This is a genomic window from Spirosoma arcticum, assembly GCF_054779955.1.
On record NZ_BAAGXG010000007.1, the window covers coordinates 105,016 to 131,224 of the forward strand.

At 55.1% G+C, this 26,209-nt stretch carries 21 protein-coding genes; 10 read left to right on the plus strand and 11 right to left on the minus strand.

The annotated features are described in order from the left end of the window. Positions 1 to 44: 44 nt before the first annotated feature. Together ACYVHB_RS17210 and ACYVHB_RS17215 are read right to left on the minus strand one after the other, a co-directional pair. Positions 45 to 407 carry a hypothetical protein gene (locus tag ACYVHB_RS17210; protein WP_461053007.1) on the minus strand — a complete coding sequence of 121 codons (363 nt, stop codon included), beginning with the start codon at positions 405 to 407 and terminating at the stop codon, positions 45 to 47. Positions 408 to 545: 138 nt separating this feature from the next. Next, positions 546 to 2,786 (minus strand): FG-GAP-like repeat-containing protein, encoded by a 2,241-nt coding sequence (locus tag ACYVHB_RS17215; RefSeq protein WP_461053008.1) that lies wholly within the window; start codon positions 2,784 to 2,786, stop codon positions 546 to 548. 163 nt (positions 2,787 to 2,949) lie between these two features. Here ACYVHB_RS17215 and ACYVHB_RS17220 point away from each other — a divergent pair, with 163 nt between their 5' ends. Both ACYVHB_RS17220 and ACYVHB_RS17225 read left to right on the plus strand, forming a co-directional pair. Next, the gene (locus ACYVHB_RS17220) at positions 2,950 to 4,260 is read left to right on the plus strand and encodes a UDP-N-acetylmuramoyl-tripeptide--D-alanyl-D-alanine ligase (protein ID WP_461053009.1); all 1,311 of its coding nucleotides are present in this window, start codon (positions 2,950 to 2,952) and stop codon (positions 4,258 to 4,260) included. Between the two features lie 236 nt (positions 4,261 to 4,496). Continuing rightward, a complete protein-coding gene (locus ACYVHB_RS17225; protein ID WP_461053010.1) occupies positions 4,497 to 5,144 on the plus strand; it encodes a GDSL-type esterase/lipase family protein in 648 nt (215 codons plus the stop codon). A gap of 8 nt (positions 5,145 to 5,152) precedes the next feature. On the opposite strand, the gene ACYVHB_RS17230 is transcribed toward ACYVHB_RS17225, so the two are convergent. After that, the gene (locus ACYVHB_RS17230) at positions 5,153 to 6,352 is read right to left on the minus strand and encodes an acyl-CoA dehydrogenase family protein (RefSeq protein WP_461053011.1); all 1,200 of its coding nucleotides are present in this window, start codon (positions 6,350 to 6,352) and stop codon (positions 5,153 to 5,155) included. Positions 6,353 to 6,504: 152 nt separating this feature from the next. On the opposite strand from ACYVHB_RS17230, the gene ACYVHB_RS17235 reads away from it, so the two are divergent. After that, entirely contained in the window at positions 6,505 to 7,197 is a 693-nt protein-coding gene (locus ACYVHB_RS17235; RefSeq protein ID WP_461053012.1) for a porin family protein, read from the plus strand. Positions 7,198 to 7,335: 138 nt separating this feature from the next. Here the strand turns inward: ACYVHB_RS17235 and ACYVHB_RS17240 are convergent, their stop codons facing one another. Then, entirely contained in the window at positions 7,336 to 8,154 is an 819-nt protein-coding gene (locus ACYVHB_RS17240) for an aldo/keto reductase (RefSeq protein ID WP_461053013.1), read from the minus strand. 143 nt (positions 8,155 to 8,297) lie between these two features. Here ACYVHB_RS17240 and ACYVHB_RS17245 point away from each other — a divergent pair, with 143 nt between their 5' ends. Both ACYVHB_RS17245 and ACYVHB_RS17250 read left to right on the plus strand, forming a co-directional pair. Further along, positions 8,298 to 9,779 (plus strand): capsule assembly Wzi family protein, encoded by a 1,482-nt coding sequence (locus ACYVHB_RS17245; protein ID WP_461053014.1) that lies wholly within the window; start codon positions 8,298 to 8,300, stop codon positions 9,777 to 9,779. A gap of 176 nt (positions 9,780 to 9,955) precedes the next feature. Next, positions 9,956 to 11,512, plus strand: a complete 1,557-nt coding sequence (locus tag ACYVHB_RS17250) for a DUF4394 domain-containing protein (RefSeq protein WP_461053015.1) — start codon at positions 9,956 to 9,958, stop codon at positions 11,510 to 11,512. Positions 11,513 to 11,615: 103 nt separating this feature from the next. Here the strand turns inward: ACYVHB_RS17250 and carB are convergent, their stop codons facing one another. The 3 genes from carB to ACYVHB_RS17265 form a co-directional block, all read right to left on the minus strand. Continuing rightward, the gene (carB, locus tag ACYVHB_RS17255; protein ID WP_461053016.1) at positions 11,616 to 14,492 is read right to left on the minus strand and encodes a carbamoyl-phosphate synthase large subunit; all 2,877 of its coding nucleotides are present in this window, start codon (positions 14,490 to 14,492) and stop codon (positions 11,616 to 11,618) included. 162 nt (positions 14,493 to 14,654) lie between these two features. Further along, positions 14,655 to 15,437 carry a ferritin-like domain-containing protein gene (locus ACYVHB_RS17260; RefSeq protein WP_461053017.1) on the minus strand — a complete coding sequence of 261 codons (783 nt, stop codon included), beginning with the start codon at positions 15,435 to 15,437 and terminating at the stop codon, positions 14,655 to 14,657. A 15-nt stretch (positions 15,438 to 15,452) separates the two neighbouring features. Then, complete coding sequence (locus ACYVHB_RS17265; protein ID WP_461053018.1) at positions 15,453 to 16,205, minus strand: ferritin-like domain-containing protein; 753 nt, start codon at positions 16,203 to 16,205, stop codon at positions 15,453 to 15,455. A 321-nt stretch (positions 16,206 to 16,526) separates the two neighbouring features. Between ACYVHB_RS17265 and ACYVHB_RS17270 the strand changes: the two genes are divergently transcribed. Beyond that, positions 16,527 to 16,982, plus strand: a complete 456-nt coding sequence (locus ACYVHB_RS17270; RefSeq protein ID WP_461053019.1) for a PA2169 family four-helix-bundle protein — start codon at positions 16,527 to 16,529, stop codon at positions 16,980 to 16,982. Between the two features lie 73 nt (positions 16,983 to 17,055). Here the strand turns inward: ACYVHB_RS17270 and ACYVHB_RS17275 are convergent, their stop codons facing one another. From ACYVHB_RS17275 to ACYVHB_RS17285, 3 genes are all read right to left on the minus strand, one after another. After that, positions 17,056 to 17,937 carry an aldo/keto reductase gene (locus ACYVHB_RS17275; protein WP_461053020.1) on the minus strand — a complete coding sequence of 294 codons (882 nt, stop codon included), beginning with the start codon at positions 17,935 to 17,937 and terminating at the stop codon, positions 17,056 to 17,058. A 61-nt stretch (positions 17,938 to 17,998) separates the two neighbouring features. Next, positions 17,999 to 18,856 (minus strand): prephenate dehydrogenase, encoded by an 858-nt coding sequence (locus tag ACYVHB_RS17280; protein ID WP_461053021.1) that lies wholly within the window; start codon positions 18,854 to 18,856, stop codon positions 17,999 to 18,001. A gap of 88 nt (positions 18,857 to 18,944) precedes the next feature. Then, positions 18,945 to 20,105 carry a pyridoxal phosphate-dependent aminotransferase gene (locus ACYVHB_RS17285; protein WP_461053022.1) on the minus strand — a complete coding sequence of 387 codons (1,161 nt, stop codon included), beginning with the start codon at positions 20,103 to 20,105 and terminating at the stop codon, positions 18,945 to 18,947. A gap of 115 nt (positions 20,106 to 20,220) precedes the next feature. On the opposite strand from ACYVHB_RS17285, the gene ACYVHB_RS17290 reads away from it, so the two are divergent. The 4 genes from ACYVHB_RS17290 to ACYVHB_RS17305 all read left to right on the plus strand — a co-directional run bounded on the left by ACYVHB_RS17290 (position 20,221) and on the right by ACYVHB_RS17305 (position 25,591). Beyond that, complete coding sequence (locus ACYVHB_RS17290) at positions 20,221 to 21,288, plus strand: sensor histidine kinase (RefSeq protein ID WP_461053023.1); 1,068 nt, start codon at positions 20,221 to 20,223, stop codon at positions 21,286 to 21,288. Further along, a complete protein-coding gene (locus tag ACYVHB_RS17295) occupies positions 21,269 to 22,018 on the plus strand; it encodes a LytR/AlgR family response regulator transcription factor (protein WP_461053024.1) in 750 nt (249 codons plus the stop codon). The genes ACYVHB_RS17290 and ACYVHB_RS17295 overlap by 20 nt, the downstream gene beginning before the upstream one ends. Positions 22,019 to 22,165: 147 nt before the next feature. After that, positions 22,166 to 24,550 carry a TonB-dependent receptor gene (locus ACYVHB_RS17300; RefSeq protein ID WP_461053025.1) on the plus strand — a complete coding sequence of 795 codons (2,385 nt, stop codon included), beginning with the start codon at positions 22,166 to 22,168 and terminating at the stop codon, positions 24,548 to 24,550. A 237-nt stretch (positions 24,551 to 24,787) separates the two neighbouring features. Then, the gene (locus ACYVHB_RS17305; RefSeq protein WP_461053026.1) at positions 24,788 to 25,591 is read left to right on the plus strand and encodes a hypothetical protein; all 804 of its coding nucleotides are present in this window, start codon (positions 24,788 to 24,790) and stop codon (positions 25,589 to 25,591) included. A gap of 38 nt (positions 25,592 to 25,629) precedes the next feature. Here the strand turns inward: ACYVHB_RS17305 and ACYVHB_RS17310 are convergent, their stop codons facing one another. Beyond that, complete coding sequence (locus tag ACYVHB_RS17310; protein WP_461053027.1) at positions 25,630 to 26,196, minus strand: NUDIX hydrolase; 567 nt, start codon at positions 26,194 to 26,196, stop codon at positions 25,630 to 25,632. Between the last annotated feature and the right edge of the window lie 13 nt (positions 26,197 to 26,209).

Sequence of the window (26,209 nt, forward strand, 5' to 3'; positions counted from 1 at the left end):
TGATGCTATTCATTCGACGAGCCAAAGTCACCCGATTAATCAAATCAATACGGCTCTCCCCCTTCGTCTTCCTCCTCGGCGAGCTGGGTGATCTCGTCATCTAATTCGTCGTCCGACAGATCTTCATCCAGTAAATCGTCGGGCAGGTCATCCAGGTCTTCGTTGTTGGAAACACCGTCGGTGGCGTGGCGGGCAGTGGCCGTATCGGTGTAGAGAAGCGTGTCGGAGGCTTCCTCGTCGCCCGGATTCATCACATCAGGCTGGTTATCGACGCCCAAACCCGCGTAAACAACCGAATCCATTTCGTCGTTGCTTTCGGGCATATTCGTATTTTGGGGCGACATGCCTTCCAGCGGCCCACCCGTGTTCTGATCCACCTGCTGATTAGAGTTATCGTTGTTTTCCATAAGATTAGTAGTTGAGTGTTTGCGTGTGTTGGTATTTGAGTATGTGCGTGTCTATATTCAGCCTATACGCCTAAACCATATACACAGGCAGATACTGTTCTTTAACCCCAGTCCAAACGAAGTGTTTTTAGGAGAGGGCTATTTCCAGATGACCACCTTCTGCACCAGCGCCTGCTGTGGTGAGGTGCTGTCGGCCGATAGTCGCAGCAGGTAGGTGCCTTCGGTCAGATTGCCAAGATCAACCGTTGTTTCGATATTGGCCCGAACGGCCTGACCGGGCAGCACAACCTGTCCCGACAGCGAGAGCAGTTCAACGCGGCCGTTGTGCGGGGCGCGGATGGTCATGTACCGGTCCGTTGGATTTGGGAATGCCCACGGGCCGGTCGGCTCCTCGGTTACGCCCGTAATAACTACTTTCTGCGATGTGTTCTTCAGATACCGCAGCCCACCCGTTGTAGTGCCCACCATCAGATCGGGTAGCTGATCGCCATCGAGGTCAGCAAGAGCGGCTATAAGTCCTTTACCCGGCAACCCCGCGCCCGGCAGTGAGTCAAGCAGCGTCAGGGGTTGATCGAACGACTGCCGGTCGGGGAATTGGTATACCCGAATCTGTCCGCTATTGGTGGCAACAGTCAGTTCATTTTTCTGGTCGCCGTTCAGATCAGTAACCGTAATTGAATGGGCACCAATGAACCGGTCGATGGCAAAGTTACCCACATTTTGGTTTTGCAACTGAAACACAGGATTCGCCGTCGTGCCCGCATTGCGCAGGTACTGAATGGTGCCGTCGATCTTGCCAATCAACAGGTCGGCAATACCGTCGCGGTCAACGTCAGTCACGGTTGGCAGGTCGCCGGGAACCATCCGGTCGGGCTTGGGCCAGCGGATGGCCGTGGCGAGACTGTAGCGAACAGCACTGCCCTGGGGAGCGGAATTGAGCAGTACCCGCATCTCCACGCCGTTCGCCGTCAGCACCAGGTCCGTGCTCCCGTTGGCATCCACGTCGGCAAACGCGGGGATCGCATTGGTCAGCGTCAGCGAAGCCGTCAGGCCTAAGTAATCGGTAGTGATAAGCACGAAAGCCGGATTTTGGCGGGTGCCTCTGTTCTCGAACTGCCACAATCCGGCCCGGTAGCCATTGGTGGTTTGAAAGCCCGCGTAACCAATCAACAAATCCATATCGCCATCGCCATCGAGATCGGCCAAGGCCGGGGCCGCGTTTTCGCCCAAATCGAGCATTTCACTCTGCAAAAAATCAGTGCGAACGAATTGAAAATCCGGCTTCAGATTGGTTCCGGCGTTCTTGTAAAACCAACCCGACGCCCGGAAATTAAACGCTTGGTTCTCGTTGAAACCCACATTGGGCGACGCCAGCAAATCTTTCTGACCGTCGCCGTCGACATCTTCCCAGGACGTAGCCGGAAACGCCGGAAACACGATGGGACGGCGAGCCGGGAATAAGCTGTCGAACCCCGTAAAATACGCTTTGCTGCTGTTGGGACCAACACTGCGGATGCGGGCCAGATTCTGACAGGTGACGAACCCAAACAGCAAGTCTTTATTGCCGTCGCCATCGGTATCCAGCACGGTCAGGGTGTTGCCCGAATGCAGTGGCCTGGCTCCACTTAGATCTGGCGTTGTCAGTTGCGGTTCGCCCCCGCACTCCAGTCCAAACGTGAAGTCGTTGCAGTAATTCTTTTTGAAATGCCCCCAGCACACGCCCGACGTTCGTTTGAAGTCCAACCCGTCTTTACGGCCCGTCCGCTCAACACTCAGGTTTTGCTGGTAAGAAATCTGATCGCCCGTTCCGTCAAAGGTCAGCACGTCAATGTCGCCATCGTCGTCATAATCGAGAATAGCGGGCGTGTCGGATGGGGGCACGTAGAGCGACTGTCGGCCACCATACCCTTCGGTCATAAGCGGGTCGGCCATCAGCCTGAACACCGGATTGCCGCCTGCCGACTCATTATGAAACAGCCGTACACCGCTCAACCCGTTCGTAAACAGGTCTTTTCGTCCGTCGCCATCATAGTCGACCAGCAGTATCCAGCTATATACCACCGGAAAAGCCACTTCGTAAGCGGGGGCGTACTGCCAGGCAATGCCCGTGCCTGATGGGTCGTCGATGGCAACGAAAGTGCTGACTTTAAACGTTGTCCGGTCAAACACCACAAGGTCGTCGCGGGTGTCGTCGTTCAGGCGCACGGTCGAGTACTGGGTGGCATTCAGCCCACCCGCCCAGGGGTTGAGCAACACCCGGCCGTCGACACTGACGGTGGGGCGCTGGTCGTACTGGAAAGAAAACAGCCGGGGGGCTGTTTGCTGGGCATAGACGCCAACCGCAAGCAGCCAGCCAATAAACGTAAACGCCTTTTTCATTTACCTTTGAGAGCAGTTCCAACGTCAAACAAGCCGTATTGAGTGTAGCGCTTTTGAGTGTATCCGTTTCTGAGCGATAAACCCGTAAACACCCACACACTCAGAACGAAATTTTCCTGACTTATCAGGCTACTGTATAGAACGCTGAACCAGCCCGTTTGTGATGCTGTCAACCGAACAACTCTACGCTAAATTCCTCGAATGCACCGGTGTCTCGACCGACACGCGCCGAATCACGCCCGACTGCCTGTTTGTGGCCCTGACCGGCGACAATTTCAACGGTAACACCTTTGCTGAGCAGGCGCTGGCATTGGGCGCACGCTACGCCCTCGTCGACGACCCGGCGGTAGCAGATACTGGAGGAACTGGCTGCTTGCTCGTGCCCGACAGCCTGCTGGCGCTACAGGAACTGGCCCGGCACCACCGCCGAACGTTTGCGTTTCCCGTTATCGGCCTGACGGGTTCCAACGGCAAAACGACGACCAAAGAGCTGATTGCAGCCGTTTTGGGCAAAAACTACCGAACCTACGCCACCGTTGGCAACCTCAATAACCACATCGGCGTTCCACTGACGCTATTATCCCTGAATGAGCAGTGTGAAATGGCAGTGATCGAGATGGGGGCCAATCATCAAAAAGAAATAGAACTGCTCTGCTCTATTACGCAACCCACCCACGGCCTTATTACGAACGTCGGCAAGGCACACCTCGACGGTTTCGGCGGCATCGAAGGCGTTCGCAAAGGCAAGGGAGAATTGTATGATTACTTAGCGCAGAGTGGACAAACGGTATTTATCAACTCCCGCGACACGGTTCTAACCGCCATGTACCGCGAACGGCTCAAGACGCTGCGCCAGGAAACGACTTTTGCGGAAGCCATATTTTACCCCGGCGAACCAGTCGAACTGGTGCAGGAATCACCGGTCGTTATCTACCGCGACGCGGCCGGACATGAGGTAAGGACGCACCTGCCAGGCCGCTACAACTTCGAGAACATGCTGGCCGCGCTGGCTATTGGGCAGTACTTCGGCGTTTCACCCGCCGACGCCAACCGGGCCATCGCGGATTATAACCCCAGCAATAACCGCTCGCAGGTGCTCGTGAAAGGCACCAACACCATTCTGTTGGATGCTTATAACGCCAATCCGAGTTCAATGGCGGCTGCTATTCGTCAGTTTGCCGTGACACCGGCTCACCGCAGAATGGTAATACTCGGCGACATGTACGAACTCGGTCCCGAAAGCGAAGCCGAACACGCGGCACTGGGCCAGTTAATTGCCGACTGTCACTTCGACGTAGTTATTCTGGCCGGGCAGGACATGAAATACGCGCTCGGTGCGCTGCCCAAGGCCTATTACATTCCCGACAAGTTTTCGCTGCACAACTGGCTGATGGACCACCCCATGACCGACACCCATATACTGGTCAAAGGATCGCGGGGAATGAGTCTGGAAAGCGTCGTACCTTTTTTATAATCTTTTTTCGACGATACCGTTTCATGGTATCCAGACCGTCCCGTAGGGACATAACAGCGCAGCGTCGGCAGGCAATCGTATTAAACCGAGGCTGCGCTGTTACGTCCCTACGGGACAAAAAAGACAGAATACAACTGTTGACATGCTACCGACGCTGCGCTGTTGAACCCCTACGGGGTAAATTGCACTCCGAAAATACATACGCCCATACACCTAAATATCTGTTTATTAACCCTATGAGATTTATCGCTTACCTTTTATTGCTCACCATTGGTGTTCGGGCATCCGGGCAAACGCCCCCGTTCGAGAAAGAGATTCTGGCGTTTGAAGCGCAGGACCGGGCGACACCTCCCCCAGCCGACGTTATTTTGTTCACGGGCAGTTCGTCCATCCGGTTCTGGACCGATCTGCCTGCGTATTTTCCCAGCAAAGCAATACTGAATCGTGGCTTTGGTGGTTCTCAATTGAGCGACGTGCGCCACTTCGCCGACCGGGTTATCGTGCGGTATCAACCGAAACAAATTGTGCTGTATGCCGGAGAAAACGACATTGCCACGGGCAAGCAAACTGCCCGGCAGACCTACGCCCGCTTTGTTGACCTGTTCCGTTACGTCCGCAAAAAGCTGCCTAAAGCGACGTTTACGTTTATAGCCATCAAACCCAGCCCGTCGCGTCGACAGTTCTGGCCCGCCACCGACGACGCTAATCAGCGCATCAGCCGGTTTTTGGCGAAGAAGCCAAACGCGCAGTTCGTAGATATCCGGCCAACGATGTTTGGCCCGGACGGGCAACCCATCAGCGAACTGTTCCGGTCTGACAGTTTGCACATGACCGAAAAAGGGTATCAGCGGTGGGCACCAGTAGTGCGGCCATATTTGAAATAGAGATCTCCTTACTCCTTTGCCCCTGCCCCTTCGTAGACGGGTTTGTAGGCTACGGCATCGATCACGATCCGGGCGATGATCTCGCGCATGATTTCGGAGGAGCCACCGGCAATGGTGCCCACCCGAACGTCGCGGTAGGCGCGGGCAATGGGGTAGTCTTCCATGTAGCCGTAGCCCCCGAAAAATTGCAGACACGTGTCCACCACGCGTTTCTGCATCTCCGACGCGGCAAGTTTAGCCATAGAACACTCTTTCACAACCACTTCGCCCTGCGTGAAGAGCCAACACGTGTGGTACACAAACTGCCGGGCCATCTCGATCTCAGTAGCTACGTCGGCGATTTTGTGGCGAATGGCCTGAAACGTGCTAATTTTTTTGCCAAAGGCTTCCCGTTCGTTGAGGTACGTCACCGTCCAGTCGAGGGCTAACTGTGCGCCGGAAACCGCCATAACGGCCGCTACCAAGCGTTCGAGTTGCAGGCTTTCCATCAGGTAATAGAATCCCCGGTTCTCCTGGCCGATCAGGTTGCCGACCGGGACGCGCACATCGTCGAAGCGAATTTCGGCCGTATCAGAGCTGTGCCAGCCCATTTTGTCTAATTTGGTACGGGTGATGCCGGGGCTGTTCAGGTCCACCACAATCAGGCTGATTCCGTTGGTGCCCGCATCGGTTTTAGTTTTGACTACGAGCGTCACGAAGTCGCCGTAGGTACCGTTGCTGATGAATGTTTTGGCTCCGTTAACAACAAATTCGTCACCCGCATCGGTGCGCAGGGCCGTTGTCCGGATGGCCGACACGTCGGAGCCGGTGTCGGGTTCGGTGATGGCCAGCGCGGCTACTTTTTCGCCCGCAATGGCCGGGACTAAGTAGCGTTGCTTGAGTTCGTAGCTCCCCGCTTTTGAAATGTGGTTGATGGCCATGTACTCGTGAACGCTGACGGCCGTGGTGAAGCCGCCCATGCCACAGCGGGCCAACTCTTCCAGAAAGACGACCGAGTACCAGAAATCAGCATGGACGCCCCCAAACTCCTCCGGGAACGGAAGGCCGAGGTAGCCCAATTCGCCCATTCGCCTAAAAATGGCGATAGGAATCCGTCGATTGGTTTCCCATTCGTGGGTATGCGGAACGACTTCGGTTTCGATGAACTGCCGGACGCTCTGCCGGAATAGATCGTGTTCGTCGGCAAAATACAGCGAGGGTCGTTTCATACCTTGTTGATTGTAATACGCCTGCTCGTTTTTCAGAAACTGGCTATATCAAAGGTACGCACCGAAGCCGGAACATAAAATGTGGGGCGCACCCACAAAACATTTCCCAAACAGCGGTCGTTAAACGGGCGTATCACCATTTACAAAAGTCTATGTTTAACTCAATTCCCAGATCAGTACGCGCACCATTTTTTCTCCTCTTTTTCTTTTGTCTGTCAACGGCTTACGGGCAACAGCGATTCAGTGCCGGACCACGCCTTGGCTTGAATTTGTCTAATTATTGGGGCAACGCCGACGGCATGAAGTTTAAACCGGGTTTGGCGGCCGGGGCGTTTTTGATGTATAGCTCCCTCAACCACTTCGGCATTTCGGCCGACGTTCTCTACTCGCAGCGCGGCACCCGCTTCAATAACAACGCTATCAAATTCACGCAGCGCGTCAATTATTTGGAGATTCCGGTAGTGGCCCGCTACTTCCTGACGTTGTCGGGCAATTTCCGACCGAACGTATTCATTGGCCCGTCGCTGGGCATTAAGTTGAACGCCAAACGCGTTGACGGGGAGATCTTGTCGAGTGGCTCTTTCCCATTAATCAACGGCGACAACAACAATGATTTCAGTAACCTGGATCTCGGCGCAACGGGCGGTTTTCAATTCAACTGGGGCGTTGGCAACCGGCAGCGGTTCCTGATCGACGCCCGCTACAACCTCGGTCTGACGGACGTTCAAACCAACCTGCCAAACATTTGGGGACGACGCAGTTCCCTGCAAAACTCAACCTTCACCCTTGCGCTTGGGTATGGCTTTGGCGTCGGGCGTGAGTTCCGCAGCCGCTACTCGCGGTAGGCTTTTGAGCAATATTTTTTCGTAAATAGCAAAGCGGGTTGTTCCGGATAATTCGGAACAACCCGCTTTGCTGTTTGTGCTGTAGTCGAGAAAAGATACAAACGTGCGATCAGAACAATCCGGTCGAGCCCGCGCCCGCTACGGAATGTCGCTTGGGTCGGGGGCAACGCGGGTGTTATCGTAAAATGTGTTCAGCAGCGCCATATCCTCGTCGGTAAGCACAAAATCGAGCACGTCGAAGTTCTCCCGGATGCGATCCCGCTTCACCGATTTCGGGATAGTCACCACGCCGTGTTGCAACGACCAGCGTACCAGCAGTTGAAACGTCGTTTTGCCGTACTTATCAGCCAGTTTCACCAACCTCGGATCGTCCTTTTTCTCGCCCCGAACTAAGGGCGCGTAGCCTTCGGGCTGAATATTTTTTTCGCGGCAGTACGTCAGCACGTCAGGTAGGTAGCAGTACGGGCTGAACTCGAACTGATTGACGGCGGGCGTAATAGTAGCCTGCTCAAACAATTCATCTAAGTGCGGAGCGTAGTAATTGGAAACGCCAATGGCGCGGGTGCGACCGTCGGCGTAGATTTTTTCGAACGCCCGCCAGGTTTCGCGCCGGTGCTCTTCCACGGGCCAGTGAATCAGGTACAGGTCCACGACATCGAGTTGAAGCCGCTCCAGACTCCGGTCGAACGCCCGCAGCGTTTGTTCGTAGCCCTGATCGTCGTTCCAGACTTTGGTCGTAATAAACACCTCCTGCCGGGGCAGGCCAACCGATTGCAGGGCAGCGGCCACCTCCCGTTCGTTGCCATAGGCGGCAGCAGTGTCGATCAGGCGGCACCCGGCTTCGAGCGCCCATTCTACGGCCTGCTGTATTTCATTATTGTGACGCGGAGCGTACACACCGAGGCCAAGCTGGGGCATATCGATGCCGTTGTTGAGTTTTATAGTAGGTATTGCCATTTGCCAATTAATTTTATCAACTTAATAGCCAGCGGATACAAGATGTTTTCGCTTAGTTTGATCCGCCAAAATTCCGCCGTCAACATACCATCCGTGGGCTGCGTCTGGCGCTACCCCCATCGCTCATCCACTCCACTCCACTTATGCGTCTGCTCTATCTGTTCAACGGTTTCTTTTTTCTAATTAGTTGTTCGGTAGTGGGGCAACCAGCCATTCGATACGCCGTTGAGGTGGGTGGGCTAACAGCAACTCCGGCTCAAACACCCTTCTGGCTCAGCGCCAACCAACACGGCATCATACCGGCACGTGGCTCGTTCGGCACGGTGCGCCTAAGCGCCCAACGCGATTACCAGGCCCGCTCCGACTCAGCGAACAAACGAACGTCGCGGTTCGACTGGGGTTTTGGGCTGTATGCCGTGGCGAACGTGGGAGCGCCCCGACTGGCCAACAATCCGGCCGGGCTGCTCCCGGATGCGTACGTAAAGCTAAAATTTGGCTGGCTCGAACTCTACGGCGGCAACCGGCGAGAAGTGTTTGGACTGGGCGATACGGTGCTAACATCGGGGTTTGTGAGCTGGTCGGGCAATGCGACGCCGTTCCCTAAAGTACAGCTTCACACGCCCAACTTCGTACCGCTGGCCTTTACCAAAGGTTTGCTGGCCTTTCGGGGGGGATACGCCCACGGCTGGTTCCTGAACAGTTATATCAAGAATAGTTACCTGCATCAGAAATACCTGTATGGCCGTTTTGGAAAACCGAACTGGAAGGTCCGTTTCTACGCCGGGCTGAACCATCAGGTGCAGTGGGGCGGGCGGGCGGATTATTTAGTCGGCACGCTCTTAGCCGTCAACGGGGCGTTACCCACGTCGTTCCGCGACTACGTATCGCTGGTTACCGGCCGCTATCCCGACGGCCTCCAAAACGACCGCTTCACAAGCTTCGACGGCGAGAACCGCATCGGCAATCACGTGGGCAGTTACGATGCTGCGCTGGAGTGGCGCAGGAAGGCCAGCAACTGGCTCCTCTATCATCAGCACATTTACGAAGACGCGTCCGGGTTAGCACTACAAAATCTGCCCGACGGCCTGACGGGTCTGCGGTTTCTGAACCAGCGAACGGCTCCTGTTCGATTCAGGATGCAGCGCATAGTGTTAGAGTGGTTGAGCACGACCAACCAAAGTGGCCCGGTCTTCAACCAGACGCTCCGCTACCAGGGACGTGACAACTATTTCAATCACAGCCAGTATCGCGAAGGGTGGTCCTACCGGGGCCGTACGCTCGGCACGCCGTTCATTAGCCCACGAACCAACTTTAGTCCAACCGTGAATGACCTGAGCGGGGGCGGCTTTTTCGCCAACAACCGGGTTGTGGCCTGGTATGCCGGAGCCGGGGGCGGCTTTCGGCGCGGCCCGATGCTAACGGTGCGGGCGGCCTACAGCCGGAATTTTGGCACCTTAAACCAGCCATACCCACAGCCCTTCCGGCAGTTATCAACGGGATTATCGGCGCAGTGGCGCTTTAGAGGATGGCCCGGTGCGCTGCTTACTACGTCGGTGGCACTCGACCGGGGGGAGTTGTACCCTAACGCATTCGGCAGCTTTGTGAGCCTGCGGAAAAACTGGTGAAACCCGATTGCTCAGTCCGTTTACTTCTCCGGGGAAAATACTGATTGGTAAGTAGTTACCTCCGCTTGGTAAATTTCCAGCTTATTTTCGCTCTATACGCATCCATTCGCCCCGCTGAGACGTATTACCCCTGGTATTGTTTTCTCCATGAAAAACCTTTCAACTACTTCATGTTTATGTTTTACACTAAAACACTCCGTGTCGTCGCTGGTCTGCTGACGATTGGTTCGCTGCTGACGCTGAATGCCTGCCGGGACGTGCAGGACCCACTTAGCCCACAAGATGGGCGGTCGACCGCCAACGGACGCCTGTCTGCCGACCTTATGTTCTTCGCGCTGACCGACAACAATCAGTTGCTGCAGTTAAACTCGCAGAACTCGTCGGTTGTCCAGAGCACCATTAACGTTACCAATTTACAGATGGGCGAACGGCTGGTGGCCATCGACTTTCGCCCGGCAACGGGGCAACTGTACGCCGTGAGCAACGGCAGCCGGTTGTATTCGATTAATCTGTCGAGTGGCCGGGCACAGGTGCTGGGTACGACGCCATTTTCGCCATCGATAAACGGCGATGTAGTGGCATTTGATTTTAACCCAACCGTTGACCGCATCCGGCTGGTTACGAACCGGGGACAGGATTTGCGGTTGAACCCGGAAACGGGAACGGTTGCTGCCGTGGATGGTGCTATCAACGGCGTACCGAACGCGTCTATTTCGGGCGTTGCTTACACCAACAACCGCGCCGGGGTTACCACCACGACCTTATATGACATTGATCCGGTAACCGACAAACTGTATATTCAAAATCCGCCCAACAACGGCACGCTGGCCGAAGTAGGCGCATTGGGTATCGATGTCGCTGGAGTGGGCAGTTTCGACATTGCCCCGAATGGCGACGCCGTTGCGATCCTGATTAATAACGGTACGCAACGCTTTTACCAAATTAACTTAGGAACGGGCCGGGCTGAGTTACTTGGCGATTTGCCCAACGCTACAAGCCTTGTTGGCATGGCTGTTCCCACGGAACCGGTTGCGTACGCGGTCGATGGCGGCAATAACCTGCTCATTTTCAACCCAATGAGTCCGTCGCCCATTACAAAAACGATCACGGGTTTGCAAAGCGGTGAAACGCTCTACGGTATTGATTTCCGCCCGGCCAATGGTCAGTTGTACGCCATTGGCAGCACCAGCCGGATTTACACCATCAACACCTCAAATGGTATGGCTGCTCTGGTTGGTTCGGGACCGATTTCTCCTGCTCTGACGGGCACTGATGTTGGGTTTGATTTTAACCCGACGGTGGACCGTATTAGGGTTGTAAGCAACATGGGTCAGAACTTGCGCCTGAACCCGAACGACGGCACCGTAGCGGCCGTTGATGGTAACCTCAATCCGGGACCAGTCGTTGTGACGGCGGCCGCCTACACGAACAACTTCGCTGGCTCAACGGCTACGGTGCTGTATGACATTAGCACACGTACGGGTGCCATGCTCTTCCGTCAGGACCCGCCCAACAGCGGTGGCCTGATGCCAGTTGGTATGCTGGGCGTTGACGCGGAGGGAGGCAACGGTTTCGACATCGGCGGGGCCAGTAACACGGGCTACGCGCTGTTGCGCTCGGGTGGTACTACCCGGCTCTACACGGTTAACCTGATGAGCGGATCGGCTACCAACGGAATCGCATTACCGGGCAACCCTTCAGTTCGCGGCTTTGCGGTTGGCTTAGGCTTCTAAAATCGACAAATCAGTTACAAACAACCCGGCCCGCTTCGAAGCGGGCCGGGTTGTTTGCGTTTAGGAATAGGCTCATCGCATGTAGCACAACTGTTTCTGAGTTTTACCGGCTCAGATACAGGTTCCGTTCGCCGTAGACGGTCAGGAAAAAATCGTCCGTCAGGTCGTCGATGAAGTAGATGCCCTCGCCCGTCGATTTCATTTCGGGACCGAGTTCTTTGTTCACATTCGGAAATTTGTTGAACGAGAACACCGGAATTTTAATGGCGTAACCCTTTTTGACCGGCTTAAAATCAAAGTCGTTGACCTTCTTATCGCCCAGCATCACCTTGGTGGCATAGTTGACGTACGGTTCCTGGTAAGCCTTGCAAATGAACGGCACCGTGCGACTGGCGCGGGGATTGGCTTCAATGATATACACCACTTCGTTCTTAATGGCGAACTGAATATTAATCAAGCCAACGGTGCGCAGCGCCACGGCAATCTTCCGGGTGTGTTCCTCGATCTGCCGGATCACGTTCTCGCTCAGGTCGAAAGGCGGCAGCACGGCGTAGGAGTCGCCGGAGTGAATTCCCGCCGGTTCGATGTGCTCCATAATGCCGATGATGTACACGTCCTCCCCGTCGCAAATAGCGTCGGCTTCGGCCTCGATGGCGTTTTCGAGGAAGTGATCGAGCAGAATGTTATTGTCGGGAATGTCCTGCAAGATCTTCATCACGTGCTGCTCCAGTTCGTCTTCGTTGATGACGATTTTCATGTTCTGCCCGCCCAGCACGTAGCTCGGCCGCACCAACAGCGGGAAACCCAGCTCGCGCGACAGTTCCAGCGCTCCCTCCGACTCGCGCACCGTCCCGAATTTTGGGTATGGAATGCCCAAGTCGCGCAGCAGACTCGAAAACTGACCCCGGTCTTCGGCCAGGTCGAGGGCTTCCCAACTGGTGCCGATGATTTTGATGCCGTAGCGGGTCAGTTTCTCTGCCATTTTAAGCGCCGTCTGACCACCTAACTGCACAATAACGCCCACCGGCTGCTCGTGCATGATAATGGCGTGAACGTGCTCCCAGAATACCGGCTCAAAATACAGCTTGTCGGCAATGTCGGGGTCGGTCGAGACGGTTTCCGGATTGCAGTTAATCATGATCGTTTCGTAGCCCGCTTCTTTGGCCGCCAGCACGCCGTGTACGCAGGAGTAGTCGAACTCAATGCCCTGTCCAATGCGGTTTGGGCCGGAACCGAGCACCACAATTTTCGGGCGGTCGCTGCGGATGGACTCGTTGCCGGGCAGGTCGGACACGGGTTCGGGACGGTCCTGCGTGATGGGTAACTGGTTATTGAACGTCGAATAATAGTACGGCGTTTTGGCCTCAAATTCAGCCGCGCAGGTATCCACGCATTTGAACACCCGCCGGATATTATGCGTCTGCCGATACTGATAAATCTTGCTCTCCTTCACCGTCAGCAGGTGCGCCAGTTGCCGATCAGCGTATCCTTTCTGCTTGGCCGTACGCAGAAGTTCGGGGGGTAAGTCGTCTAAGTCGTACTGCTGAATTTCGCGCTCCAGTTCAATGAGTTCCTCAATCTGATGCAGAAACCAGGGATCTATTTTGGTGAGTTGCTGAATGGTGCGGAACGACATCCCGGCTTTAAAGGCGTCGTAGATGTGGAACAGCCGGTTCCAGCTTGGGTGTTGCAGGCTCTGCGTCAGCGCGTTGCGGTCGGTGAGTTCCCGGCCGTCGGCACCCAGCCCGTTGCGCCGGATTTCGAGCGACTGACACGCTTTTTGCAGGGCCTCCTGGAAGTTCCGGCCAATGCCCATCGCTTCGCCCACCGATTTCATCTGCAACCCCAGCGACCGGTCGGCACCGGGAAACTTGTCGAAGTTCCAGCGCGGCACTTTCACGATGACGTAGTCGATGGCGGGTTCAAAAAACGCCGAGGTTGTGCCCGTGATAGGGTTTATCAACTCATCGAGGTTGTAGCCGATGGCCATTTTGGCGGCAATCTTAGCAATGGGATAACCGGTTGCTTTGGAGGCCAGCGCCGACGACCGGCTCACGCGCGGGTTGACTTCAATGGCGATGATGTCGTCAGTTTGCGGATTGACCGAGAATTGTATGTTGCAACCGCCCGCAAACTGCCCGATGGCACCCATTACCTTGATGGCCAGATCGCGCATTTGCTGATACAGCGTGTCGGGCAGGGTCATAGCCGGGGCCACCGTGATGGAATCGCCGGTGTGAATGCCCATCGGGTCAAAATTCTCGATGGAGCAGATGATGATGAAGTTGCTGTTGTGGTCGCGCAGCAGTTCCAGCTCATACTCTTTCCAGCCCATCACGCTCTGTTCTACCAGTACCTCGTGCGTAGGCGATGCGTGCAACCCGGCCGTGAGCGCTTTGTCGAACTCATCGGGGCTGTTTACGAAGCCGCCCCCCGTACCGCCGAGCGTGTACGACGGCCGGATCACGAGCGGAAAACCGATCTCCTGCGCAATCTCTTTCCCCTCCAGAAACGAGCGGGCCGTGCGGCCTTTGCAGACGCCAACGCCCAGTTCAAGCATCAGCAGCCGGAACTTCTCCCGGTCTTCGGTTGTCTCGATGGCCTGAATGTCCACGCCGATAAGCTGAACACCGTACTTTTGCCAGATGCCCGCTTTCTCGCAGTCGATGGCTAAGTTCAGCGCCGTTTGGCCACCCATCGTGGGAAGCACAGCGTCGATGGGACGCCCCATTGCCTGATGTTTTTTCAGAATCTCGACAATGGATTTCTTCTCCAACGGCAGCAGGTACACGTAATCGGCGTTGATCGGATCAGTCATGATCGTGGCCGGGTTGGAGTTGATCAGGGCCACGTCAATGCCTTCGTCGCGGATGGAGCGGGCGGCCTGCGAACCAGCGTAATCAAATTCACACGCCTGACCAATGACGATGGGACCGGAGCCAATAATGAGAACGGAGCGAATGCTGGGGTTTTTGGGCATCTTCGGCAGAGGTGACTAAAGTAGATAAAGACAAGACGTAGTGACGGTCAAGCGGGTGGCGGGTGGCCAAAAATCCTGCAAAATTAGTCGATACAGCAACACAAAAAAGGGTGCCCGTCCGACGGGCACCCTTTTTATCGCATTCTAATTCTGTACTACTGATTATGCAGCAATAAACGGACCAGCAATAGCCAGCACATCGCTCATGCTCAGCGGCTCATCGAACGATTCGGTAACGTTGGTACGGCTGATGCCCATGCCGCTTACCAGCGTAGTTACATCAACACCACCCTGCATCACGTTGTCGTCACCCGCGTAGATTGCAGCGGGCAAACCGCTTGAGTCCGAATTGGAAATCCAGCCTTTCTGCGCACGCAGGAAACGGATACGAGCCGCGTGACGAGCTTCTACCGAGTGAATTTGCAACGCAATCGTCAGGACAACCGGGAACGGAATCAAACGGGGAGCCTGTCCTTTGTAGGCCCGAACGCCGGTATCTTCAAATGCCTGCGCAACCGCATAGTTGGTTTGCAGATCGGTGAATACGCCCGGAAATGCACCTCTGGCCGTGAAATCAAAGTTAGGCTTCGAGACAGCCGCGCTACCTAATGCTGATCTCAACAGAGCTACGTGCGCATTCTCATGCTTGGCAATCTGCTCGTAATACGACCGGGCAGCGGCCGGGATGATACCTGATGCAATGCTGCGGTTGTAAAACTCGGCTTCGAGGTACTCCAGCGTCAGGGCGAAATTCAGGACTTCACCAACTACATTGTTCTGCGCGTAGGCTTTGTTCAGGACGGCAGCAAACGCTACCGGGGCCGCACCAACAGCAACTTTCTTGATCAGGCTGCTAAAAATGTTGCGACGTGAGATGTGATCCAGGCGTTCGATGACGTCGGTATCCACCTTCTCAATTTCATTCAGTATGTTTTGTAAGTTCATGATCGTTGTAGGGGATTAAGCAAAACGGCGTACCTGCTTGAAGTTAATAGTTTCCTTGATGTACGGACTTACAATAGCCAGTACCTCTTCCGGCACCCGAATCTCTTCCAACCCGTTGCTTGGGAAGATAATATCATCACCCGCAAACGACTTACCCTGAGGATCCAGCAACGTAGCGATAATCGACGCGTGACGAGCTTCTACCGATACAATCTTACCGGCAATCGTTAGAAAACCAGCGTCTTTCAAAAACTGACCGGCACCGTTGTAGGCCGAAACACCAATGTTTTCAAACACTTTAGCGGTTCCAAGTACCGATGCCCGGCTCCTGAAATCGATGCTGCTGAAATCAGGCGTCAGGCCCGGAATGGCAGCGGTGCTCAAAGCGGCTTTGAAAAACTCCCGGTGAACGATTTCATGATCACGAATGTCACGCAGAATCATCATTTCACTTTCCGGCATATTCATGTAGGGTGTTGCAACAACCTGAATGTAGAAAGCGGCCTCCAACTGCTCCAGGGCGTAGGCATAATTGAGGATACCAACGTCGTTAGAGCCAAGATCGCCTAAATCGACGGTAGTGAAGCCAGCCCGGGCTGAACCCCTCGTGGCAGGATCAACAATCTGATCTGTACAGGCACTCAGTGCGACGCCCGCTGCTGCGGTGGCCCCAACGTAGCGCATAAACATTCGGCGACCAACCGCTGCCGATTCTCTGCCCGTCAGCAACTGACTAACGTCAGTGAGGTCTTTGGGTAGTTTTTCCATTGAGAAAATTAAGTTTAGTGTATTTTGTCTTCCGTTCATCGGGAGAGTTGCAGTAGATACGGGCAAACATGATGCCCGGATTCGTAAAATTTTAGAATTATAACTTATAGTTACAATGCGGCTCAGAAACGTTGATCAAGAGAGAATAATAGACCAAACGGGATGATCCAAAGTCAGCAGTCAGGTCAATTTTTGCTCAACCGTTTAGCCGAGATACGGTGATCCCAGACGTTGCTTTTTTAAAGAGAATGCCGTTTGCCAAACAATCAGACGCGAGAGCAGTTTTACTCAAAGTTCACAACCTATCAAATAGCAACTGTTATGATTAAGAACGAAGAGATTGTTGACGACCTTAATGATTTGGTTAAGATCAATAATGATCGTATTCAGGGTTACGAGAAAGCCATTGAAGACAACGAGGACGCACAGTTAGATGACTTGTTTCGCCACTACGTTGTTCAGAGTCAGAAGTTTCGCAGTCAGCTCGCCGAGCACATTGTGCGCATCGACGGCACGGCCGTGACCGATGCAACCACGACGGACATATCGAGTAAGATTCACCGCGCCTGGATTGATATTAAATCGGCAGTAACCGGTAAAGACCGCGACACGGTATTGAGTTCAGTAGAATTTGGCGAGAGTGCGGCTGTTGAAGCGTACAAAAGCGCCATCGAGAAAGATCACCTTCCCGCTTACATCAAGGAAGACCTGACAAAGCAATTGGGTGAACTGAACGAAGCGTACGAAAAAATGAAGGCGTTGCACAAGGCAGCGTAGCAATTAGTAGCTCAACCAAAAAAACCGGCTCTGGCCGGTTTTTTTGGTTTAAAACGATACGTTCGCGTCTGCTCTACTTCGGCAACGGCATATCCTGCAAATCTTCCTCTGTTAGTCTAATGGTTGCGGCCTGCACATTCTCCTCCAGGTGCTTCACGGACGACGTTCCAGCGATGGGCAGCATGACCGGCGACGCAGCCAGGAGCCACGCCAGCGCAATCTGATACTCAGTTGCGCCCGGTCCGTCGCCACGGTGCCGCTCGGCCACCCGATGGATCGCTTTATCAGCTTCCAGATTACCGGCGCTGAGCGGATACCACGGAATAAACGCAATGCTGTTCTCCTCGCAGAATTTCAGCGTCGGGTTCCACCGTTGCTGACCAAAGTTGTACATATTCTGCACCGACACGACCTCAAAATATGCCTGCGCCTGCTTGATCTGATCGACATCTACCTCAGACAGTCCGATGTGTCGTATTTTGCCCGCCTGCTGCATTTCCTGCAAAAAACCCAAGTACTCGTCAGCCGGTACTTTATCGTCGAAGCGGTGCAGTTGATAGAGGTCGATACGGTCGAGCTTCAGGCGTTTCAAACTGCCATCGAGGGCTTCCTGTAGGTGTTTGCGGCTTCCGTCGACGGGCCATTGATTGGGACCGGTGCGGAGCAGCCCGCCTTTGGTGCCGATAACCAGTCCATCAGGATACGGATATAAGGCTTCGGCAATTAGTTCTTCCGATACATATGGCCCATAACTGTCGGCGGTGTCGATGAAATTAATGCCCAGGTCGAGGCAACGCTTCAGTACTCGAATGGCTTCGTCGTGGTCTTTGGGTGGTCCCCAGATACCGTCGCCAGTGATGCGCATGGCTCCGTAGGCCATTCGGTTAACGGTCAGATCACCGCCGAGGGTAATTGTCCCGGCTTCGGTTGCGGGTTGTGTCGTTTGCGATTGCATAAAAAGTCTGCGTTTTTGTCGTTTATACTACGACTACCAGCCAACGCAAACTGTTCAAAATTTACCGTTTCTCAATCCCGTCCAGCACTCGCCGGATGACGTTGGCCCGCTGCATAAAATCCAGCGAAGTAGCCACGTTCTGATCGTCGATGACCTGCTTGAACTGTTGCAGAAATTCGATGTAAGCCGCCAGCGCGTCGGACACGTTGGCGCGGTTCTGGTCGAAAATGGGTGCCCACATCTGGGGCGAACTTTTGGCCAGCCGGACCGTGCTGCTGAAACCCGTACTGGCCATGTCGAAGATGGCCTGCTCATCTTTTTCTTTTTCCAGCACCGTCAACCCCAGCGCAAAGGCACTGATGTGGCTCAGGTGCGAGACGTAAGCCAGGTGCAGGTCGTGTTCCTGCGGGGTCATGTAAAACAACTTCATGCCAACATCGCGGAACAGGCTTTCGGTCAGTGTCAGGCTGTCGGGGTGGCTTTTCTCACGGTCGCAGATGATGAGGTTTTTGCCCGGCAGCAACTCCCGAAAAGCCGCACCGGGACCAGAGTTTTCGGTGCCCGCCATGGGGTGAGCCGCCACGAACTGCGTCCGCTTCGGGTGCATGTCGGCGACGTCACAGATCAGCCCTTTGGTCGATCCCAGATCCACGACCGTAGCACCCGGCGGCAGTTGGTCAAGCACCATCGGCAGCAGGTCGATGATGATATTGACGGGCGTGGCCAGCACCACCAGCGTACTCTGCGACACGGCCTCGGCCAATGGCAACACCTCGTCTACGATGCCTTTCGCCAGTGCCAATTGCCCATTTACCGGCGACACATCGACGCCAACAAACCGCATCTTGGGGTATTTCTCACGAATGGCCAGGGCAAATGAACCACCCAACAGGCCAACGCCTACAATGCTGATTGTCATGAATTTTCAAGTTTGTGGGTGCTGAGTTCGTGGTTTGTAGTTGGCTGACGCATCCAGCTTATGCCGGTCTACCGGTGCGGTCAGCCAACTACAAACCACGAACCCTTTCAACGGCCGTCCAGATCCGCTCCTTCGGCATACACAGCGACACCCGGAGGTAGCGGTCGCCTTTGGGTCCGAAAATAAACCCCGGCGCGATAAACACGTGTTTGTTATACAGTAAATCATCAACTAATACTTCGGCTGATTCAACCGAAGCGGGGAGTTTGGCCCACAGAAACAAGCCTTCCTGATCGGCGGTGTAGGTGCAGCCAAGAGCATCTAAAAACGCTTTAACCGCATCGAGCCGACCTTCGTACACGGCGTTACGCTCCCGGTGCCAGTCGTCGGAGTTGGCGAGGGCTTGCGCGGCCGCCTGCTGAACGGCCAGAAACGTACCCGAATCGACGTTACTTTTCATCGTCAGCACAGCGTCGACGTACGGCTTCGCGCCCGCCAACCAGCCAACGCGCCAGCCCGCCATGTTGTGCGACTTGCTCATTGAGTTCAACTCCACCGCTACATCCTTCGCGCCATCAATGCTAAGCAGACTGATGGGTGATTTCTTGTTTAAGATCAAACTGTACGGATTGTCGTGGCAGAGCAGCACCTGGTGATCGTGGGCGAACCGCACGGCCCGCTCGAACAGCGCCCGCGTGGCCGGAGCACCGGTGGGCATGTGCGGGTAATTGAGCCAGATAATTTTTGTGCGCTCACTGACGAGGTCGGCCATCGCGGTCCAGTCGGGTTGCCATCCACCGTGTTCCAGCAGGGGATACTCGCGCACGTCGGCACCCACCATCTGGCTCACGGCGCGGTAAGCTGGGTAACCCAATTCGGGCACGAGAACGCGGTCACCTTCGTTCAGAAAAGTCAGGGATAGATGGGTGATGCCTTCTTTGGAGCCGATCAGGGGCAGGATTTCGGTTTCGGGATCAAGCGCGACGCCGTAGGTATGCGCGTAGAACCGGGCAATGGCCGCCCGAAACGCCGGAATGCCCTTGTACGACTGATAGCCGTGGGCGTTGGGTTGCCGGGCCGATGCAGAGAGTGCGTCGAGCGTGGCCTCGGACGGCATCATGTCGGGGTTGCCGATGCCAATGTTGATCACGTCGTGACCGGCCGCGATGAGTTTGCGAACTTCGGCCAGTTTAACCGAGAAATAGTACTCCTGCGTTTGGTCGGCACGGTGAGCTACGGGAATTATCATCAGGTTTACAGATCAACCCGCAAAACTAACAGTTCACCTACTTCTTTGTAGCTTTATAGAAACGGAACGGTCAAATTTGTGCGTTAATCAACACCTGTCATTCCCGGCAACTGCCATGAAATCGGCCTACCCAGCTATCTTTTTTGACGACCGGTTGGCCCGCGCTATTGGCATACCCCTGATTGGTTTCGTCAACCCGTTGATTTTTTTTGATCACACGCTCAACGACGGTTTGGTGGCCTACCTGCCCATCTGGTTAGTTGCCACGGTGCACAGCTGGATATACTGGGAAGGAAATCGGTTTATTTTTCTACAGAGCCGACGACGCTTCCCACTTGTAGCCCAAACGAATCAGCGGCTTTTCTGGCTCATCGGGCTGTCATTAGCCTACACGTTGGTTGCCTGCTCCCTGATTGAGTATGCGATGTGGGCCCTGCTATACAAGTCTAACCCATCCATTAACCCGCTTGTCTGGAAGGAATACGCGGGCAGTCTGATTCCCACCATAACCTGCTTAGCGCTGTACGAAAGCGTTTATCACTTCCGGCAGTTGCAGGTCGCGCTGCTGGAAGCCGAACAGTTAAAAAAAGAAAATCTACAATCGCAGCTCGAAACCCTGAAGAACCAGGTTAACCCCCACTTCCTGTTCAATAGCCTGAACACCTTATCCGCCATTATTCCCGACGATGCGGACCTGGCCGTCGAATTCGTGCAGAAGTTATCGAACGTGTACCGCTACATTCTGGAAATCCGGGAGATGCAAACCGTCAGCCTGCACGACGAACTGTCGGCGTTGCGGGCTTATATTTTCCTGATGCAAATTCGCTTCGGCACCAACGTAAACTTCCACCTCGACATCCCCGACGAACGGCTGAACGACCGGGTGGTGCCACTTTCGTTACAGATGCTGGTCGAGAACGCCGTTAAACACAACATCATTTCGACGCAGCGGCCCCTGTTCATCGAGGTCTTTATCCAGAAAGACCGGGTCATCGTGCGCAACAACCTCCAACGGAAAAATCAGGATATCGACTCAACTAACCTGGGACTGTCTAACATCCGAAATCGCTACCAACTGCTGGCCAATCAGCCGGTCGACGTGATCGTGACGACTCAATCATTTGTCGTTAGTCTGCCCCTGCTCACCGAATCTGCCGACGTACATGAACGTGTTGCTCATTGAAGACGAACAACCGGCGGCCAAACGCCTGACCAAACTGCTGACCGACCTGCGTCCCAATCTGCGGGTCCTCGACGTAATCGACAGCGTTGAAGCCGCCGTCGCGTGGCTGCGTACGTTTCCGGCTCCCGACCTGCTGTTCATGGATATTCAGTTGGCCGACGGACTTAGTTTCGACATTTTTCGGCAGGTAGACGTTCGTACCCCGGTCGTATTTACGACCGCCTACGACGAGTTTACGCTCAAAGCGTTCAAAGTCAACAGTGTCGATTACCTGCTCAAACCCATTGACCCGGCCGAACTCTCGGCGGCCCTCCAAAAATTTGATTCACTGCAACCCGCTGCAACCTCCGCCACATTAGCCAAACTCATGCAGCACTTAGCGCAGCCAACCTACAAAGAGCGGCTGCTGGTGAAAACAGGCCAGCAATTAGGCTACGTGCCGGTCAACACGCTGGCGTATCTGTACTCCGACGAAGGGCTGACGTTTGCCGTCGACACGGCGGGTAAGCGGTGGCTGCTCGACTACACGCTCGACCAGGCTGAGGAATTCCTGTCGCCGAAGCAGTTCTTCCGCATCAGCCGCAAACTGCTGGTGCATCTGCCAGCCATCCACAAAATCCATACGCATTTCAACAGTCGTCTGAAACTCGACCTGCTGCCAACAGCGCCCTTTGAGGTGTTCGTTAGCCGCGAACGCGTCGGCGATTTCAAAGCGTGGTTAGATGCCTGAAAACTGAGTTATCGCTCTCCGGTTCACCTCCGTATTCCGACAGTTGACCTCGCCCGCCCGACAGCCCGCCCCAAATCCGTAGGCTTCCGCCCCGTTGCAGTGAAACTTTGATCCGTCAATCAACCAACCGACGTCCCGTTTCCTGCTATGAAAACTTCCCTATTTACCCTTACCCTGCTGCTGTGTGCAGCCTTGACCGCCTTCGCCCAACCCGTCCAAACCGTTCGCGGCACCATTCTGGATGGCTCGTCCCGGTCGCCCCTCATCGGCGCTACGGTGCAGGTCATCAACAGCAACCCGATTATCGGGGCCGTCACTGATGTTGACGGCCGCTTCCGCATGACAGGCGTACCCGTAGGCCGCGTCCGGCTCAAAATCACGTCGGTCGGTTACGAAGACCTGCTCCTAAACGAAGTGGTTGTCAACGCCGGGAAGGAAGTCGTCCTCGACCTGCCCCTGACCGAAAGTATTACCAACCTGAACGAAGTGAGCGTTGCCTACAAACGCGCCGAAGACCGCACGGTGACCAACAACGAGATGGCCACCGTGAGCGCCCGACCGTTTAACGCGGCCGAGACCGCCCGCTACGCCGGTAGCTTCGGAGATCCGTCGCGGATGGCGGCCAACTTCGCGGGCGTCAGCGGGGCTAATGACGCCCGCAACGACATTGTGGTGCGGGGCAACTCTCCAGCCTCACTGCTGTGGCGGCTCGAAGGCGTCAACATTCCCAATCCCAACCACTTCGGTTCGCTGGGCACGTCGGGCGGGCCGGTGTCGATGCTGAACAACAACCTACTGGCTAAGTCCGACTTCCTGACGGGCGCGTTTCCGGCCGAATACGCCAACGCGCTCGGCTCCGTGTTCGACGTTCGGCTGCGGAAGGGCAACGACGAGAAACGCGAGTTTCTGGGTCAGTTGGGCTTCAACGGTCTCGAAACTGGTGCAGAAGGGCCATATTCCAAAAAGTCCAACGGTGCGGCAGGCCGGTCATCCTATCTTATTAACTACCGCTACTCGTTCTTTGGTCTGCTGAAAAACATTGGTTTTGATCTGGCCGGGACGCCCGAATACCGCGATTTCACGTTCAAAACCGACATTCCGGTTGGTCGCCGGGGTACGCTGTCGGCCTGGACATTATTGGGCAACAGTCAGGTTTCATTTCTGGGAAAAGACATAGAAACGGACAGCCCGGATGCGTACGGCGACGAAAATACCAACACCCGCGTCAAGTATTTTACCGGTATCGGGGCCATTTCCTACGAGCACCGCTTCACCGACCGGACCTACGGGCGGCTTACGGTCTCCGGCTCCCGCACGACGCAGCAGTTTGAAGGGGATACGGTTATCTACCGCACGGGCAAAGAAATTGCGCAGGAAATTCGCACCGACCAGTCCGACTATCAGCAGGATAAGCTATCGCTGAACGCGTTTCTCTCGCACAAACTGAGCGCGAAAGACAAAGTCACGGGTGGTATCATCGTGGACTTGATTGGGTACGACTTGCAAAACCAGGACGTTTACCCGGTAGCCAACCGGCTGCGCAATGCCGATGGCGCAACGGCACTGACGCAGGTGTACGGTCAGTGGAAACACCGCTTTAGCAACCGCCTGACGTTGAACACGGGCCTGACTTTCCTGCGGTTGCAACTGAACGGATCAACGGCTTTTGAACCCCGCGCCGGTCTGAACTACCAGTTGACGCCGGTCAGTTCGCTCAACGTCGCCTACGGTCTGCACAGCACGATGCAGCCCCTGCTGACGTATTTTTACCAGACGCGCCAGCCGAACGGCGGCTACGCACTGACGAACCGCGAACTGGGATTCACGCGCAGTCACCACCTCGTCGTTGGGTACGACCGGATGCTCCGCCCCGATCTGCGGCTGAAAGTAGAAGCGTATCATCAGTCCATTTTCGACGCGCCGGTTGACCGGACACCCAGCTATTTTTCGCTGCTGACGGAAGGTGCCGACTTTGGGCCGGTCGATAAGGGCAATTTGGTGAATGCGGGTACCGGCCGGAACTACGGGGTGGAGTTGACGCTGGAAAAATACTTTGCCAACAATTACTACTTCCTGCTGACGACCTCGCTGTTTGAGTCGACGTACAAGGGCAGCGACGGCATTGCCCGCAACACGCCCTTCAACAGCCGCTACGTGGTCAATTTCCTGGCCGGTCGCGAATTCCGGGTGGGCAGCCGGGGCAATGTGTTCAGCGTAAACTGGAAACTAACGACTACCGGGGGCCGGTTTATTACGCCGATTGATTTAGAACGGTCGGTTGCAGAAGGCTACGGCATCAGCGATTACAACCGGGCGTTTGCCAGCCGACAGGACCCGTATTTCCGCACGGACGTTAAAATTGGCTACAAGATCAATCGTGCCCGCGTCACCCACGAAATGGCTCTCGACCTGCAAAACGTGACCAACAACCAGAACGTGTTTCAGCAGGCGTACAACCCCCGCACGAACCGCGTCGGAACGGCTTACCAGCAGGGATTCTTACCAATTCCGTTCTACCGGCTGACGTTTTAAGCTGATGATGTGTATAGGTGTTGGGCTTTTTCATAAAACTTCTGGCAGGGTAAAGCCACGGAAAAGTGGCTTCACGCTACAAGCCCTTCGACAGGCTCAGGGTGACCTGGAATTTGATTCTGTTTCCTGAATTGATTCAAGTTCGTTGTCACCCTGAGCTTGTCGAAGGGCTGTGCGACAGCAATTGTACTTCATGAGTTTACCCTGGATCACTCAACCTCAACTTTGTTTTCAATCATGACTACTCAGCTTGTCCATCCCTCCGCCCTTAACTCGTCCGTTCGGGTAACGAATCACCTGCTGTGGTGGGTTGGTATCGCCCACGTCGTGCTATCGCTGATTTTCGGTTTGCTAAGCCTGGTCGATGATCGGCAGTTGTTAGGGCTTAACGTGTGGACAAAACCGCTAAAATTCTCATTGGCGATTGCCATTTACGCCTTCACCATCGACTGGTTTTTGCGGCTCAGCGACCTGAAGCCGAACGTGAAACGCCGGGTAGCGCTGCTTTCCGCCGTTTGCATGGTGGTCGAGATTGCCATCATCGCCGGACAAGCGTGGCGGGGACAGAGGTCGCACTTTAACGAAAGCTCACTCCTAAACGGTATTCTGTTCGCTGTGATGGGCCTGTTCATTTACGCCAACACGGCGATGGTGGGTTACCTGCTATTCCGCTTCTTTCGGCAATCCACCATTGCGGGCTATCCGGCATCGTTGCTATGGAGCATCCGGTGGGGCACTGCTATCTTTATGATCGGTTGTCTCGAAGGTGGGCTAATGGTACTGAACAAGGCCCATACCGTGGGAGCTACCGACGGCGGGGCCGGACTGCCTTTTCTGAACTGGAGCGTCAACGCAGGCGATTTGCGCATCGCACACTTTGTTGGCCTCCACGCGCTTCAGCTTTTACCATTGGTCACGTACGGACTTATCCGCCTTAACCGCGCTCCATCGGTGGGCCGGGTCGGGGTAATGGCCGCTATCTACCTCGTCGTCAACCTCAGTCTGCTGGCAACGGCTTATCTGGGTAAGCCGTTGTTTTAGTGATTCACCGGAGAGATGAATATACCGTCCTGAACGATTCAGCGGCTTATCAGGTATTTCAGCAAGGGCGCAGCGCACATGGCCTGCACCATTTGACCGCTGTTGACGATTGCCAAGGCCTGTTCGGGCGATACCAAATGCACGGTTATGTCTTCGGTATCGTCGAGCATCTGCGGCTGCTGCCATTCAACGTCCGTTGCCAGAAAGGTGTGGTTGAGGTTGGTGTGCGTGCCCGTATTGGCCGAATTCGTCATGAACGGCTGCCAGTGTCCTCCACCGTAACCGGTTTCTTCGAGCAGTTCGCGTTGCGCGGCCAGCAGCAAACCAGTTTCTGATGTGCCATCGGCCGGATCGACCGTACCGGCGCAGAGTTCATAGCCTACTTCTGCACTGCCATGCCGGTACTGGCGCACCAGAATCAACTGATCATCGGTCGTAACGGCCACCACGTTAACCCAGTTGGGGTACTCAAACACGTAATAATCGGACATGAAGCCTCCGTTGGGCAACCGAACGGCGTCCTGCCGAACGGTCAGCCACTTGCTCCTGATGAGATAGGTGGAGTCTTCAACCTGCCAGGGTTGGGGATCGTTGATGGGGATCATCCCGCAAAGGTAG